Raw genomic sequence first — 13,906 nt, 5'->3', positions numbered from 1 at the left:
CGGCGCAGGAAAACGTGAGTGAGATGTAAGCGACGATGACGCCGCTCACAACCGCTTTGTTGGCTTATTCAGCCGCAGCGTCAGCCTTTACCGTGATCGAGCCGCCGGCGGCCTTGATGGCCTCGACAGCAGCGGCCGAAGCGCCGGTCACGTTCAGTTTGACAGCCGATTTGATCTCGCCCTTGTTCAGGATGCGGATACCATCACGCTTGTTGGTGGTCAGGCCGGCTGCAACCAGCGCGTCCTCATTGATCTCGGCCTTGATGTCGAGCTTGCCCATGTCGATGAATTTCTCGATCAGACCCAGGTTGACGACTGCGTATTCCTTGCGGTTCGGCTTGTTGAAGCCGCGCTTGGGCAGGCGGCGATAGAGCGGCATCTGGCCACCCTCATACCCGCCGATCGCCACACCCGAACGGGATTTCTGGCCTTTGATACCGCGCCCTGCGGTTTTACCTTTGCCCGAACCCGGGCCGCGTGCCACGCGCTTTTTCTTACGGGCGGCGCCAGCGTTGTCGTGAAGTTCGTTCAGTTTCATGTCGCATACTCCTGGCCGGAACGACCCCGCCTGCGACGGATGGGGCCAACACGGCATTTCTTGGTTGTGAGTCGCAGCCCGCTGGGCCACGCTGGCGCCTATAGACCACCACCCAGCCCCTGGCAAGCCCGGCGTCACGGCTGGCGCCTGAACCCTGAGCACGGCACGGTCGGACATCACCCCTGGCCGGGGCACGAACCCGGCCATTTGCTCAGGATCCGCTATGACCGCCTCCCCTTCCGCCGCCCGCCTCACTGCTCTTGTCGCAGCCCTCAGCCTGTCACTCTCGCCGCTTGCCGCTGTTGCGCAAGAGCCGGCTGCGCCCGGCGGGGCAGCCCTGCCCGAAGCCGCGAGCGCAGCCGAGGCCCCCGCCACGACCGAAGATTATGTCGCCGCAGTGATCGCACGGATCAACAGTGTCAGGCTGAACACCGCGACGCTGAGAGACGCCGGCATAACCGGTGACTTCACGACACGCGTCACCTTTACCACCGGCGCCGATGGCCGCCTCGTCTCCAGCGCGGTCTCGGAAAGCTCGGGACACCCGATGTTCGACAATATCGCCATGGCCCAGATCCGGTCCGCCGAGCCCTTCCCGCTTTTCGCGCCGGATATGGGTGATGCGGATCGCAGCTTTTCGATTCTCGTCACCAGCAATATCCCCGCCCTGCCGGAGGCGCCCGCCGAAGAGGCCGCAGAGCCCCCGGCGGAATAACTCAGAGGCTGGCCAGCCAGTCACACCAGACCGAGGGCGCGCTGCGGCGCAGAGCGATGTCGCGGGCGCGCTCTGCCATGTCCCGGATCCCGGCCCCGCCGGTCGCAAGGCGCTCCATCGCGGCGGCCAGCGCCTCCGGGCTTGCGGGCGGCAGCAAAAGAGCGGTGGCCGGGTCGACATAATCCCGCACCCCGAGCGAATCGGTGATCGCCAGCGGCACGCCCAGCAATTGCGCGCCGACCAGCGTGATATGGCCATTGGGCGTGCGGCCCTCGCGCAGCGGCAACAGCATCCCGGCTGCCCCGCTGACCAGCCCCCAGGCCTCGGCCGCCGGCAGATTGGTAAAGGCCTTTACATTGGGCGGCAGTTCCAGCCCGGCAAGGTTATAGGGCCGCGCGATCACCACCAGCCGCAGATCGGGCCGCAGCCGCGCGGCCTGCAGCAGCGTCGGGTAGTCGCGCCCTTCGCCGCCAAGCGCGACCAGCCAGGGCTGACCGAAGGGCGCCGGCACCGGCCCTGGTCGTGGCGCCTCCATCGCCCAGGGCAGGACGGTGAAACGCTCGGGCGGCAGACCGAAATGGCGCGCATAGAGATCACGTTCAAAATTCGAGAAGATCACGAATTCATCGACACGGGACAGCGCCGCGCGATAGGCGCGCAGTTTGCGCCCCTGCGGCAGGTCGGTAAAATTGAAGGCGAATGCGATATGCCTTGCCCCTGCCCCGTTTCGTGATCCCGGCCCCGCCAGCATGGCCAGCCGCAAGGTCGCGCCCGGCAAATGGCTGACCAGCACCGCGTCGGACCGCCCCCGTGCGGCCCTGACCGCGCGCCGCGCCGCAGCCCACGAATTCAGCCGGAGCCCCCAGGAGCGGCTTCCCGGGGCGATGACATGGCATTCCGAACTCAGCCCCGGGATCTGGCGGGACGGATCCGGAAAACGCCAGTCAGGCCCCATCAGTTCGGAGAAATTTACCAGATGCACGCGCGGCCCCTTCGTAATGCGGTGCCATCCTGGCGGCAGTGGCGCAAAAAGAAAACGCCCCGGTCGCGGGGGACCGGGGCGTTTTCAGAAATCGTCAGAGGCTCAGCCGCGCTCTTCGATGATCTTCACAAGATGCGGGATCTTGTTGACCATGCCGCGCACTGCCGGGGTATCTTCCAGCTCGCGGGTGCGGTTGATTTTGTTCAGGCCAAGACCGATCAGGGTCTGGGTCTGGATTGCCGGGCGGCGGGCAGCCGAGGCGTATTGCTGGACGACGATGGTTTTCTTGGCCATTTCGATCAGCCTCCCACAGCTTCGGGCGCCGCTTCGGTTTCCGGCTTACGCAGGATCTCGGCGACTTTCTTGCCACGACGCGCAGCAACCGAACGCGGCGAGTTCTCTTTCGAGAGACCTTCGAAGGTGGCGCGGATCATGTTGTAGGGGTTCTGCGAGCCGAGCGACTTCGCAACAACGTCCTGCACACCGAGCATCTCGAAGACAGCGCGCATCGGGCCGCCGGCGATGATACCGGTACCTGCAACAGCGGTCCGCATCACGACTTTACCAGCGCCGTGACGGCCCTCGATGTCGTGGTGAAGCGTGCGGGCGTCTTTCAGCTGCACACGGATCATCTGGCGCTTGGCCTGCTCGGTGGCTTTACGAACAGCCTCCGGCACTTCTTTCGCCTTGCCCTTGCCGAAACCAACGCGGCCGCGCTGATCGCCGACAACGACGAGCGCTGCAAAGCCAAAGCGCTTACCGCCCTTGACGGTTTTCGACACGCGGTTGATCGCGACGAGGCGATCTGCGAATTCCGGGGTCTCTTCGCGACGGTCGTCACGACGCTCCCGGCGGTTATCACGTTCTGCCATGTGACAGAGTCCTTTCCGTGAGTGGCACGGGCGAGCCGCGCCTGATTTGGTTCAATCCTGGTGAGACGCGGCCGAAAAGACCGCGCTCCCGGATCATCGGGGTGGCGCCAGCTGACTTAACAACCGACGCCACCCGCAAGGATCAGAACTTGAGGCCGCCTTCGCGTGCAGCTTCTGCCAGGGCTTTGATTTTGCCATGGAACAGGAAGCCGCCACGGTCGAAGTAAACTTCTTCGACACCGGCTTTTTTGGCGCGTTCTGCAATCGCTGCACCCACTTTCGCGGCTGCTTCGACGTTGTTCTTGCCAACGACGCCCAGTTCTTTTTCCAGCGACGAGGCAGCTGCCAGGGTCACGCCATTCACATCGTCGATCAGCTGAACGCTGATGTTTTTCGACGAGCGGTGAACGGAGAGACGCAGACGACCTGCATTCGCCGATTTGATTTTGTTCCGTACGCGCAAGCGGCGCTTCAGGAACAGCTCTCGTTTGTTCAAAGCCATTTTTGCGCCCCTTACTTCTTCTTGCCTTCCTTGCGGAAGACGAACTCGCCCTTGTAGCGGATCCCTTTGCCCTTATAGGGTTCGGGACGCTTCCAGTTGCGGATGTTCGCTGCCACCTGGCCGACTTCCTGCTGATCGATGCCCTCGACGGTGATTTCGGTGGGCTTCGGGGTCGTAACGGTGATCCCCTTCGGCACTTCGAAATTCACTTCATGCGAGAAGCCGAGAGACAGTTTCAGAACATTGCCGGCCATCGCTGCACGATAACCAACGCCCTGGATTTCCATCTCTTTCTTGAAGCCGGTGGTCACACCGGTCACAAGATTTTCGATCATCGAACGCGACATGCCCCATTGCTGACGGGCAATTTTGGAAAGGCCACGCGGGGTGACTTTCACTTCATTGCCCTCAACAGTGACCGACACATTGTCGCCAGCGGTGAAGGAGCGGGTGCCTTTCGGCCCCTTGACTTCGATGGTCTGGCCGGAAACGGACGCGGTAACGCCCTTTGCCAGCTCTACGGGTTTTTTGCCGATACGAGACATTAAACCCTCCTCAGAAGACGGTGCAAAGCACTTCGCCGCCAACATTGGCCGCGCGCGCATTTGCATCCGAGAGAACGCCCTTCGGGGTCGAGACGATCGCGACGCCAAGCCCGTTGCGGACCGACGGCAGATCTTCGACGCCCATATACACGCGACGGCCCGGCTTGGAGACCCGCTTCAACTCGCGGATAACCGGCTCGCCTTCGTAATATTTCAGGCTGATGGTGAATTCGCCCTGACCATTCGAGGTCTCGGCCTTTTCATAACCGCGGATGTAACCTTCTGCGAGCAGCACGTCGAGGACGCGGGCACGCAGGGTCGAAGCCGGGGTCGAAACCGTGGACTTGCCGCGCAGCGACGAGTTACGGATACGGGTCAGCATATCGCCGATGGGATCATTAACAGGCATCTGCTCTCTCCCTTACCAGCTCGACTTGACCATGCCCGGGATCTGGCCGAACGAGGCCAGGTCACGCAGCTTGATCCGCGACAGTTTCAGCTTACGGTAGTAAGCATGCGGACGACCCGTCAGCTGGCAACGGTTGTGCATGCGCACAGCCGAAGAGTTGCGGGGCATCTCAGCCAGTTTCAGAGTCGCTGCAAAGCGCTCTTCAATCGGCTTCTCTTGGTCATTGATCACCGCCTTGAGTGCAGCGCGCTTGACAGCATGACGAGCCGTCAGCTTCTCGCGCTTCACTTCGCGGTTCACCATGGATTTCTTAGCCATGTTTCAGGTTCCTCGCGATCAGGCCGTGAACGGCATGTTGAAATGCTTCAGCAGGGATTTTGCTTCGGCATCCGACTTGGCGTTCGTGCAGATGATGATGTCCATACCCAGAACCTCATCGACTTTGTCGAATTCGATTTCCGGGAAAACGATGTGCTCTTTCAAGCCCATGGCGTAGTTGCCATGGCCGTCAAACGAGGTGCCTTTCACGCCGCGGAAGTCGCGGACGCGCGGCAGGGCCACGTTGATCAGACGATCAAGGAATTCATACATCTTGTCGCCGCGCAGCGTGACTTTGGTGCCGAGCGGCATCTCTTCACGAACGCGGAAGCCTGCGATGGATTTCTTGGCCTTGGTGATGACGGCCTTCTGGCCGGCGATCAGCGAAAGCTCCTCGGAGGCCTGTTTGACCTTCTTGGTGTCTTTCACCGCTTCACCAACGCCCATGTTCAGGACGATCTTTTCCAGACGCGGGATCTGCATGTCGTTCTTATAGGAAAATTCTTCCTTCAGAGCGGCGCGGATCTTCGACTTGAACTCGGCCTTCAGACGCGGGGTATAGGTTGCTTTATCCGACATCAGATAGCCTCCCCGGTGGTCTTGGCGAAGCGGATCTTCTTGCCGTCTTCCTCACGGAAGCCAACGCGGGTCGCTTTGCCGTTTTTGTCGAGCAGCGCAAGGTTCGACAGGTCGATCGGCATCGCTTTCGGGATGCGGCCGCCCTGGCTGCCTGCGGATTGCTTGGTGTGACGGATCGCGATGTTCACACCATCAACCACAGCTTTGCCGGCTTTCGGCGAAACAGACGAGATCTCGCCTTGCTTGCCCTTGTCCTTGCCGGTCAGAACGACGACGGTGTCGCCTTTTTTCAGCTTAGCAGCCATATCACAGCACCTCCGGCGCCAGCGAGATGATCTTCATGAAGTTCTTCGCGCGCAGCTCACGAACCACCGGCCCAAAGATACGGGTACCGACCGGCTCGCCCTGATTGTTCAGGATGACGGCAGCATTGCGGTCGAAACGGATGGCGGTGCCATCTTCACGACGAACTTCTTTCGCGGTGCGAACGACGACGGCTTTACGCACGTCACCTTTCTTCACGCGACCTTTAGGAATCGCCTCCTTGACCGACACCACGATGATGTCGCCCACGGATGCGTAGCGGCGGTGCGAGCCGCCCAGAACCTTGATGCACTGAACCCGGCGGGCGCCGGAGTTATCAGCTACATCCAGATTGGTCTGCATCTGGATCATTTGGTTTCTCCCGACCTTCGGGGACAGCGATCAACCGCCCCGGGGTATCGCTCAGTTGTAGCTGAACGGTATGGAGAGGGCTGATTGCTCAGGCCTCGACCACCACCGTCCAACGCTTCGTCTTCGAAATCGGCGCACACTCTTCGATACGAACAGTGTCACCCACTTTGAATTTGTTTTCCGCGTCATGGGCGCGGTATTTCTTTGACTTACGGACCGTTTTCTGCAGCAGCGGGTGCTTGAAACGACGCTCGACCGAGACAGTGATGGTCTGCTCGTTCTTGTCGGAGGTCACGGTGCCAGTCAGGATGCGCTTCGGCATGGGTCTGATCCTTACTTCGCAGCTTCAGCGGCTTTTTGGCCGAGAACGGTTTTGATACGGGCCACTTCGCGGCGCACGGTGCGCATGCGGGCGGTGTTCTCAAGCTGGTTGGTCGCTTGCTGGAAGCGCAGATTGAAGGCTTCTTTCTTGAGCGCAACAAGGCTGTCGCGCAGCTGGTCCGGGGTTTTCCCGGTCAGTTCTTTGGCGGTCATTCGCCTTTTCCTTTTACATTCACCAGAGGGCCCCGACATCTGGCCGGGTGACCTTTGACCTGGTGGATCAATGAAATATCAACGAATCCGAGTCGCCCCGGATCCGTGGATGGGGCCTGATACAGGAGCCCCACCCAAAGGGCAAGAAAGAACTTCCGGCGGGCCCTTTGCCGCCGTGCCGGTCCGGAACCGCCCGCGCATCGGCCAGAGATAGCCGTTCGCACCTGCCGTCTCGCAAAGGTGACTACGCATCCGGGCCAACCGGGCGCATCCTGCGCGCACCGCAGGCTGCACCTTACGGCATGTCGCCTGTCCGGCCGGTCGAATTCCTCTTTCGGGAGCACTGATCATGAAAACTTCACGCGTAACACTCGCCCTCGCCTGCCTGCTGCTCAGCTCAGCGGGCATGGTGCGGGCCGAGACCGGAATGACGAAGATGACGCTCTATACCTATGATGATGACAAAGGCGGGGAGAGCAGTTGCTATGATGACTGCGCCACCAACTGGCCGCCCTATCTCGCCAAAACCGGTGAAACCCTGGGCGAAGGCTGGACCATGGCTGCGCGCAAAGATGGCGCGATGCAATGGGCCTATGACGGCAAGCCGGCCTATTTCTATATCGGAGATAAAAAGGCAGGTGATGTGACCGGAGACGGCAAAGGTGGTGTCTGGCATGTGATCAAGGCCGAATAGCGCCCGGGCAGACCACGGATAAAGCCATATCACATGGAAAAGGCCCCCGGCGATCTCTCGCCGGGGGCCTTTTTGTTTCTGTCACGAAGATCTGGCAGATTACCAGTCTTCACGCGCCACGATGCGCGAGGTGACCGGCAGTTTCATCGCGCCAAGACGCAGGGCTTCACGAGCGATTTCCTCGTTCACACCGTCGATCTCGAACATGATACGGCCAGGCTTCACCTTGCAGGCCCAGTAATCGACCGAGCCCTTACCGGACCCCATCCGGACCTCGGTCGGCTTTGCCGAAACCGGGGTATCCGGGAAGATACGGATCCAGACACGGCCCTGACGCTTCATGTGGCGGGTGATCGCGCGGCGGGCCGCTTCGATCTGCCGCGCCGTGACGCGCTCGGGTTCGGTCGATTTCAGAGCAAACGAGCCGAAGTTCAGGGTGGAGCCGCCTTTGGCTTCGCCCTTGATGCGGCCCTTGTGCATCTTGCGGAATTTAGTGCGCTTTGGTTGCAGCATTGTTCAATACTCCTCAGGCGCGCTCACGGTCGCCACGCTCACGGCGCGGACCGCGGGGTGCCGGAGCATCCGCTGCCTCTGCCAGGCGACGATCGTGGGCTTGCGGATCATGCTCAAGGATTTCGCCTTTGAAGATCCAGACTTTCACACCGATGATCCCATAGGGGGTTTCGGCTTCCGACAGCGCATAGTCGATGTCAGCACGAAGCGTATGCAGCGGCACACGGCCTTCACGGTACCATTCGGTACGCGCGATTTCCGCACCACCCAGACGACCAGCCACGTTCACACGGATGCCGAGGGCCCCCATGCGCATCGCGTTCTGCACGCCACGCTTCATCGCACGACGGAACGACACACGACGCTCCATCTGTTGTGCGATCGACTCGGCCACCAGCTGGGCATCGACTTCGGGCTTGCGCACTTCGACGATGTTCAGATGCAGGTCCGAGGCGGTGAACGCCGCAACCTTCTTGCGAAGCGTCTCGATGTCGGCGCCTTTTTTGCCGATGATCACACCCGGACGCGCCGAGTAGATGGTCACGCGGCACTTGCGGTGCGGACGCTCGATGACGACTTTCGAGATGCCGGCCTGTTTGGCTTCCTTGTGGATGAACTCACGGATGCGGAGATCTTCCAGAAGCAGGTTGCCGAAATCTTTCGATTCAGCGAACCAGCGGCTGTCCCAGGTACGGTTGACCTGAAGGCGCATGCCGATCGGATTGACCTTCTGACCCATTATGCCGACTCCCCGGACTGACGAACCTTGATGGTGATTTCGCTGAACGGCTTCATGATTTTGCCGAAGCGACCACGAGCCCGCGGACGGCCCCGCTTCATCACCAGGTTCTTGCCGCACCAGGCTTCCGCCACGATCAGGCTGTCAACGTCGAGACCATGGTTGTTCTCGGCATTGGCAATCGCGGATTGGAGGACTTTCTTCACTTCGCCAGCGATACGACGCTTGGAGAAGGTCAGGTCGGCCAGCGCCTTGTCGACTTTCTTGCCGCGGATCAGGCCCGCAACGAGGTTGAGTTTCTGGGGCGAGGTGCGCAGCATACGTGCCACGGCCATCGCCTCATTATCCGCCACGCGGCGCGGATTCTTTTCCTTACCCATGGCTTACTTCCTCTTGGCTTTTTTGTCGGCAGCATGCCCGTAATAGGTACGGGTCGGCGAATATTCACCGAATTTCTGGCCGATCATGTCCTCGGTCACCGCGACCGGAACGTGTTTTTTGCCGTTATAGACGCCGAAGGTAAGTCCGACGAATTGCGGCAGGATGGTGGAACGGCGCGACCAGATCTTGATCACTTCGTTCTTGCCCGACGCGCGCGACGCTTCTGCCTTTTTCAGGACATAGCCATCGACAAACGGGCCTTTCCAGATGGAACGTGCCATGGATCAGCGCCCTTTCTTCTTGGCGTGACGCGAGCGGACAATGTATTTGTCCGTCGTCGAGTTGGTGCGCGTACGGGCGCCCTTGGTGGGTTTGCCCCAGGGCGTAACCGGGTGACGACCACCGGAGGTCCGGCCTTCACCACCACCATGCGGGTGGTCGATCGGGTTCATCGAGACGCCGCGGACAGTCGGACGCACGCCCTTGTGGCGCATACGACCGGCTTTACCGAAGTTCTGGTTCGAGTTGTCGGGGTTCGACACGGCACCGATGGTTGCCATGCATTCCTGACGGACCAGACGCAGTTCGCCCGACGAGAGGCGGATCTGCGCATAGGAGCCGTCACGACCGACGAATTGTGCGTAGGTGCCTGCGGCGCGAGCCAGCTGACCACCTTTGCCGGCTTTCAGTTCCACGTTGTGCACGATGGTACCGATCGGCATGCCCGAGAAAGGCATCGCATTGCCGGGCTTCACGTCGACTTTGGCGCCGGCGACAACAGAGTCACCAACGGCAAGACGCTGGGGCGCGAGGATATAGGCCTGCTCGCCGTCAGCATAGCGCACCAGCGCGATGAATGCGGTGCGGTTGGGGTCGTATTCGATCCGTTCGACGGTCGCGGCGACATCCCATTTTGCGCGTTTGAAATCCACGATGCGGTAGAGGCGCTTTGCCCCGCCGCCCTGGTGGCGCACAGTAATCCGTCCGGTATTGTTCCGACCACCATGTTTACGCAGACCTTCGGTCAGCGCTTTAACAGGGCGGCCCTTCCACAGCTCCGAACGGTCGATCAGAACCAGCCCGCGCTGGCCTGGCGTCGTAGGTTTATAAGACCTGAGTGCCATGTTCTCTGTCTTCCGTTTGCTTCATGGGCCATAAGTGCCGCCCGCTGATCTTGCGATCTGAAGGTGGCTTTTCGGCCCGGGGTTAAGGGCTCCGAAGATCCCCGGCTGAGTTGCCTTGCCCCTTCAGGTGAAAGAGGTCGGCAAAACCAAAGACCCCCGGACGAATCCGGGGGCTTTGGGATGGAGGGCTGGTAACAGAAAGAAGTTGGGGCGGCAACCGCTCTGTGCGCTTTTTCCGCTCCCCCTGCCCCGCCCTAGCGCTGCGCGGTGACGAAGAGCTCTTCGGTCGCCGCGTCATAAGCGATATATCCCACAGTGTCGGGCTGCGCCGCGCCGCTGCCGATCTCGACCACGGTGCCGTCGACGGGGCGGATATGGCCGATCAGCAGCTGGTCGGCGACCCCCTCTTCGATCAGCGCGACAAAGGCGCCATCTTTCCAGACCGCGATCCTGCCATCGAAGAACTCACAGCCACCACCGTCTTTGGGCGTGGCGATAGCGGCAAAGCTGACCAGTTCAAAGTCATAGAACGAAACCTCGCTGGTCACCACCCAGTCGCCATCAGCGAGGATCTTGCCGGGGGCCGAGAAGTCATCACTCGCCGGGTAGCACTGGTTCTCAGCCTGGATCCCGACAGGGTTGCCGGTCACGGCCTCGCCGCCGCTGACGAGGAAATCCCTGGTCTCGCTGGAGACCGTAAAGGCATTCCCAGAGAAGGGCAGCAGGGCAAGGCAGGTTGCCGCAATGGCGGTTTTTGACGGCGACATGGTCTCTCCGGTTTTGTCAGGCGGCTCCGGGCGTCACGGTGACGCGTCTCCGGCACCTTGGCTTTGTGCCTCCGCTTATGCGCGGCTTCAATGCAGGTATCCCCTGGTTGACAAATGGCGTCACCACCCCTGCCAGGCCACCAGAAGGCCCGCCCGCGCGACCTGGTCGTACCGGCAGCGGGCCAGAGACCGCCGGCACCGCCTGCAGCCCTGAGCCCCTTTTCTCAATGCCCGGCCCCGCAAAGGAAAAAGCCCCCGCTTTCGCAGGGGCTTTTCCGGTTCAGGGGATCTGACGATCAGAGGCCGGTCGACACGTCGATCGTGTTGCCCTCTTCGAGGGTCACATAGGCCTTTTTCACGTCCGAACGCTCACCGGCGCGGCCGCGGAAACGCTTGGCCTTGCCTTTGGTGATGGTGGTATTGACGGCTTTGACCTTGACGCCAAAGACAGCCTCAACGGCCTCTTTGATCTGCGGCTTGGTCGATGCCATCGCAACCTGGAACACAACCGCGCCATTTTCCGAGGCCATAGTGGCTTTCTCGGTGATGACCGGCTTGCGGATCACGTCGTAATGTTCGGGTTTCGCGCTCATTTCAGGCGAGCCTCCAGAGCTTCGATACCTGCTTTGGTGATCACGAGCGTGTCACGCTTCAGGATATCATAGACATTGGCGCCGATGGTCGGGAGCACGTCCACGCCTTCGATATTACGCGCAGCCAGTGCGAAATTCGCATCAACCGTTGCACCATCGATGACCAGAACGCGTTTCCAGCCACGCTCGCCCAGGGTTTTGGCCAGAAGACCGGTTTTCGCATCGGCCAGCGCGAGGCTGTCGAGGATCACCAGTTCGCCGGCTTTGGCCTTGGCCGAAAGCGCGTGACGCAGACCGAGCGCACGGAACTTCTTCGGCAGGTCATGGGCGTGGCTGCGGGGCTGCGGGCCCTTATAGACACCACCGTGACGGAAGATCGGAGCTTTCTTGGACCCGTGACGTGCGCCGCCGGTGCCTTTTTGCTTGTAGATCTTCTTGGTCGAGTAGCTGACATCCGATTTACCCAGCGTCGAATGGGTACCGGCCTGTGCTTTCGCACGCTGCCAGCGGACCACACGGTGCAGAATGTCGGCGCGCGGCTCGAGGCCGAACAGCGCTTCGTTCAGGTCAACCGAACCGGCTTTGTCGCCGTCGAGTTTGATCACATCGAGTTTCATGCTTCACCCCCTTCGACTGCTTCCACAGCCGGAGCAGCAGCTGCAGCCGCCGAGCGGATCGCCGCCGGACGCGGTGCATCAGCATGCGGAGCTTTTTTCACGGCATCCTTGACAGTGACCCAGCCACCGGCCGAACCGGGGACAGCGCCCTTGACGAGGATCAGGCCACGCTCTGCATCGGTCTTGACGACCTGCAGGTTCTGGGTGGTCACGCGAACGGCCCCCATATGGCCAGCCATTTTCTTGCCTTTGAACACCTTGCCGGGGTCCTGGCACTGGCCGGTCGAACCGTGCGAACGGTGCGAAACCGACACACCGTGCGACGCGCGAAGACCGCCGAAGTTGTGACGCTTCATCGCACCCTGGAAGCCTTTACCAAGCGAGGTGCCGGCGACGTCGACGAACTGGCCCGAAACGTAGTGCTCGGCCGAGATTTCGGCGCCCACTTCGATCAGGTTGTCAGGCGAGACGCGGAACTCGACCAGCTTGCGCTTGGGGGCGACATTCGCTTTCGCGAAATGGCCACGCTGCGCGGCAGTGGTGCGCGAAACCTTGGCAGTGCCGGCGCCGAGCTGAACAGCGGTATAGCCGTCAACGTCGTCGGTGCGGTTTGCCACGACCTGAAGGGCGTCAAGCTGCAGCACCGTGACCGGGATCTGCTTGCCGTCTTCCAGGAACAGCCGGGTCATGCCCAGCTTCTTTGCGATAATACCGGAACGCATTTTTGCCCCCTTACACCTTGATCTCGACATCCACGCCAGCGGCGAGGTCGAGCTTCATCAGCGCGTCCACGGTCTGGGGGGTCGGATTGACGATGTCGAGAAGACGCTTATGGGTACGGATCTCCCACTGGTCGCGCGACTTCTTGTCGATATGCGGACCACGCAGAACCGTGAATTTCTCGATTTTGTTCGGCAGCGGGATCGGCCCGCGGACTTCTGCACCGGTGCGCTTGGCCGTGGAAACGATTTCCTGGGTGCTGGCATCCAGCACGCGGTAATCGAAGGCCTTGAGGCGGATGCGAATGGTCTGACCTTGCATTGCTTCTTCCTTCGGAACGTCATGATGAGGCCAGGATGGCCGCATCCGATAGGTTCACATGTTGACGGTCTTTTTCTCTGAACGGGCGGAACAAACGGCCCGCCCGAAGAATCAGGCAGACGGCACTTTCCAGCGCCGCGCGCCCCTTTTGCACCAAAGCCCGAGGAAATCAAGGCCTATGCCCTGCGAAACCCCGAAAACACCTGAAGAGGCTGTGCCCTCTTCCTGCACCTTCGTCTCTGATCTCAGTCGGATGCCTCCGGCGGGAGTATTTGGATCAAGAGGAAATTCCGGCTTCCTCTTGATCCAAATACTCCCCGCGGAGCGTTCCACGGAAAAAGGCCGCCCCGAAGGGCGGCCTTTGGATCAAAAGCCCGAAGGCTTCAGATCACTTGATGATTTTGGCAACGACGCCTGCACCAACGGTGCGGCCGCCTTCGCGGATTGCGAAGCGCAGCTTCTCTTCCATGGCGATCGGCGCGATCAGTTCGACTTCGAACTTCAGGTTGTCGCCCGGCATCACCATTTCGGTGCCTTCCGGAAGCTTGACCATGCCGGTCACATCCGTGGTGCGGAAGTAGAACTGCGGACGGTAGTTCGCGAAGAACGGCGTGTGACGGCCACCCTCTTCCTTGGTGAGGATATAGGCCTCTGCCTCGAAAGTGGTGTGCGGCAGAACCGATTTCGGCTTGCACAGAACCTGACCACGCTCAACGCCGTCACGGTCGACGCCGCGCAGCAGCGCGCCGATATTGTCGCCGGCTTCAC

General features: G+C 61.0%; 25 protein-coding genes and 1 pseudogene. 2 read left to right on the top strand and 24 right to left on the bottom strand.

Annotated features, from left to right (window positions below):
* Positions 1-64: 64 nt before the first annotated feature.
* Positions 65-538 carry a 50S ribosomal protein L15 gene (gene rplO, locus JC607_RS14370; protein WP_198837603.1) on the bottom strand — a complete coding sequence of 158 codons (474 nt, stop codon included), beginning with the start codon at positions 536-538 and terminating at the stop codon, positions 65-67.
* A gap of 223 nt (positions 539-761) precedes the next feature.
* Between rplO and JC607_RS14365 the strand changes: the two genes are divergently transcribed.
* Entirely contained in the window at positions 762-1,253 is a 492-nt protein-coding gene (locus JC607_RS14365; RefSeq protein ID WP_198837602.1) for an energy transducer TonB, read from the top strand.
* A gap of 1 nt (position 1,254) precedes the next feature.
* Here JC607_RS14365 and JC607_RS14360 read toward each other — a convergent pair whose 3' ends face one another.
* The 12 genes from JC607_RS14360 to rpmC all read right to left on the bottom strand — a co-directional run bounded on the left by JC607_RS14360 (position 1,255) and on the right by rpmC (position 6,669).
* On the bottom strand, positions 1,255-2,235 hold the full coding sequence (locus tag JC607_RS14360; RefSeq protein ID WP_198837601.1) for a glycosyltransferase family 4 protein: 981 nt from the start codon (positions 2,233-2,235) through the stop codon (positions 1,255-1,257).
* Positions 2,236-2,337: 102 nt separating this feature from the next.
* Positions 2,338-2,529, bottom strand: a complete 192-nt coding sequence (gene rpmD, locus JC607_RS14355) for a 50S ribosomal protein L30 (protein WP_092899209.1) — start codon at positions 2,527-2,529, stop codon at positions 2,338-2,340.
* 5 nt (positions 2,530-2,534) lie between these two features.
* A complete protein-coding gene (rpsE, locus tag JC607_RS14350; protein ID WP_198837600.1) occupies positions 2,535-3,107 on the bottom strand; it encodes a 30S ribosomal protein S5 in 573 nt (190 codons plus the stop codon).
* A 142-nt stretch (positions 3,108-3,249) separates the two neighbouring features.
* Entirely contained in the window at positions 3,250-3,609 is a 360-nt protein-coding gene (gene rplR / locus JC607_RS14345; RefSeq protein ID WP_198837599.1) for a 50S ribosomal protein L18, read from the bottom strand.
* A gap of 11 nt (positions 3,610-3,620) precedes the next feature.
* Positions 3,621-4,154, bottom strand: coding sequence for a 50S ribosomal protein L6 (rplF, locus tag JC607_RS14340; RefSeq protein ID WP_092899215.1), 534 nt, complete (start codon positions 4,152-4,154; stop codon positions 3,621-3,623).
* A 10-nt stretch (positions 4,155-4,164) separates the two neighbouring features.
* Positions 4,165-4,563, bottom strand: a complete 399-nt coding sequence (gene rpsH / locus JC607_RS14335; protein ID WP_198837598.1) for a 30S ribosomal protein S8 — start codon at positions 4,561-4,563, stop codon at positions 4,165-4,167.
* A 12-nt stretch (positions 4,564-4,575) separates the two neighbouring features.
* The gene (gene rpsN / locus JC607_RS14330) at positions 4,576-4,881 is read right to left on the bottom strand and encodes a 30S ribosomal protein S14 (RefSeq protein WP_198837597.1); all 306 of its coding nucleotides are present in this window, start codon (positions 4,879-4,881) and stop codon (positions 4,576-4,578) included.
* Between the two features lie 18 nt (positions 4,882-4,899).
* Positions 4,900-5,460 (bottom strand): 50S ribosomal protein L5, encoded by a 561-nt coding sequence (gene rplE, locus JC607_RS14325; RefSeq protein WP_198837596.1) that lies wholly within the window; start codon positions 5,458-5,460, stop codon positions 4,900-4,902.
* Positions 5,460-5,765 carry a 50S ribosomal protein L24 gene (gene rplX, locus JC607_RS14320; RefSeq protein ID WP_092899223.1) on the bottom strand — a complete coding sequence of 102 codons (306 nt, stop codon included), beginning with the start codon at positions 5,763-5,765 and terminating at the stop codon, positions 5,460-5,462. Before rplX ends, rplE begins: the two co-directional genes overlap by 1 nt.
* A gap of 1 nt (position 5,766) precedes the next feature.
* A complete protein-coding gene (gene rplN / locus JC607_RS14315) occupies positions 5,767-6,135 on the bottom strand; it encodes a 50S ribosomal protein L14 (protein ID WP_013066055.1) in 369 nt (122 codons plus the stop codon).
* 88 nt (positions 6,136-6,223) lie between these two features.
* Positions 6,224-6,457 carry a 30S ribosomal protein S17 gene (gene rpsQ, locus JC607_RS14310; protein WP_092899225.1) on the bottom strand — a complete coding sequence of 78 codons (234 nt, stop codon included), beginning with the start codon at positions 6,455-6,457 and terminating at the stop codon, positions 6,224-6,226.
* Positions 6,458-6,468: 11 nt separating this feature from the next.
* Positions 6,469-6,669 carry a 50S ribosomal protein L29 gene (gene rpmC, locus JC607_RS14305; protein ID WP_092899227.1) on the bottom strand — a complete coding sequence of 67 codons (201 nt, stop codon included), beginning with the start codon at positions 6,667-6,669 and terminating at the stop codon, positions 6,469-6,471.
* Positions 6,670-7,018: 349 nt separating this feature from the next.
* Here rpmC and JC607_RS14300 point away from each other — a divergent pair, with 349 nt between their 5' ends.
* Positions 7,019-7,363, top strand: coding sequence for a hypothetical protein (locus tag JC607_RS14300; protein ID WP_198837595.1), 345 nt, complete (start codon positions 7,019-7,021; stop codon positions 7,361-7,363).
* A 99-nt stretch (positions 7,364-7,462) separates the two neighbouring features.
* On the opposite strand, the gene rplP is transcribed toward JC607_RS14300, so the two are convergent.
* The 11 genes and pseudogenes from rplP to tuf all read right to left on the bottom strand — a co-directional run.
* A complete protein-coding gene (rplP, locus tag JC607_RS14295; RefSeq protein WP_092899232.1) occupies positions 7,463-7,876 on the bottom strand; it encodes a 50S ribosomal protein L16 in 414 nt (137 codons plus the stop codon).
* A gap of 13 nt (positions 7,877-7,889) precedes the next feature.
* Positions 7,890-8,615, bottom strand: coding sequence for a 30S ribosomal protein S3 (gene rpsC / locus JC607_RS14290; protein WP_092899234.1), 726 nt, complete (start codon positions 8,613-8,615; stop codon positions 7,890-7,892).
* Positions 8,615-8,995: a 50S ribosomal protein L22 gene (gene rplV / locus JC607_RS14285; protein ID WP_198837594.1), complete on the bottom strand. Its 381-nt coding sequence runs from the start codon at positions 8,993-8,995 to the stop codon at positions 8,615-8,617. Before rplV ends, rpsC begins: the two co-directional genes overlap by 1 nt.
* A 3-nt stretch (positions 8,996-8,998) precedes the next feature.
* On the bottom strand, positions 8,999-9,277 hold the full coding sequence (rpsS, locus tag JC607_RS14280; protein WP_092899238.1) for a 30S ribosomal protein S19: 279 nt from the start codon (positions 9,275-9,277) through the stop codon (positions 8,999-9,001).
* 3 nt (positions 9,278-9,280) lie between these two features.
* Entirely contained in the window at positions 9,281-10,120 is an 840-nt protein-coding gene (gene rplB, locus JC607_RS14275) for a 50S ribosomal protein L2 (protein WP_198837593.1), read from the bottom strand.
* 254 nt (positions 10,121-10,374) lie between these two features.
* Positions 10,375-10,887 carry a hypothetical protein gene (locus JC607_RS14270; protein WP_198837592.1) on the bottom strand — a complete coding sequence of 171 codons (513 nt, stop codon included), beginning with the start codon at positions 10,885-10,887 and terminating at the stop codon, positions 10,375-10,377.
* 296 nt (positions 10,888-11,183) lie between these two features.
* The gene (locus JC607_RS14265; protein WP_124085136.1) at positions 11,184-11,480 is read right to left on the bottom strand and encodes a 50S ribosomal protein L23; all 297 of its coding nucleotides are present in this window, start codon (positions 11,478-11,480) and stop codon (positions 11,184-11,186) included.
* On the bottom strand, positions 11,477-12,097 hold the full coding sequence (gene rplD / locus JC607_RS14260; RefSeq protein WP_092899246.1) for a 50S ribosomal protein L4: 621 nt from the start codon (positions 12,095-12,097) through the stop codon (positions 11,477-11,479). The genes JC607_RS14265 and rplD overlap by 4 nt, the downstream gene beginning before the upstream one ends.
* A complete protein-coding gene (gene rplC / locus JC607_RS14255) occupies positions 12,094-12,819 on the bottom strand; it encodes a 50S ribosomal protein L3 (RefSeq protein ID WP_198837591.1) in 726 nt (241 codons plus the stop codon). Before rplC ends, rplD begins: the two co-directional genes overlap by 4 nt.
* Before the next feature lie 10 nt (positions 12,820-12,829).
* Positions 12,830-13,138 carry a 30S ribosomal protein S10 gene (rpsJ, locus tag JC607_RS14250; protein WP_092899250.1) on the bottom strand — a complete coding sequence of 103 codons (309 nt, stop codon included), beginning with the start codon at positions 13,136-13,138 and terminating at the stop codon, positions 12,830-12,832.
* 388 nt (positions 13,139-13,526) lie between these two features.
* Positions 13,527-13,906, bottom strand: a pseudogene (gene tuf, locus JC607_RS14245) (elongation factor Tu); the annotation flags it as partial.

The sequence above is a fragment of the Paracoccus sp. IB05 genome, from assembly GCF_016405985.1.
GTDB lineage: Bacteria > Pseudomonadota > Alphaproteobacteria > Rhodobacterales > Rhodobacteraceae > Pseudogemmobacter.
The sequence above is the reverse complement of the archived record's forward strand: the minus strand, read 5'-3'. Positions and strand labels throughout refer to the sequence as shown.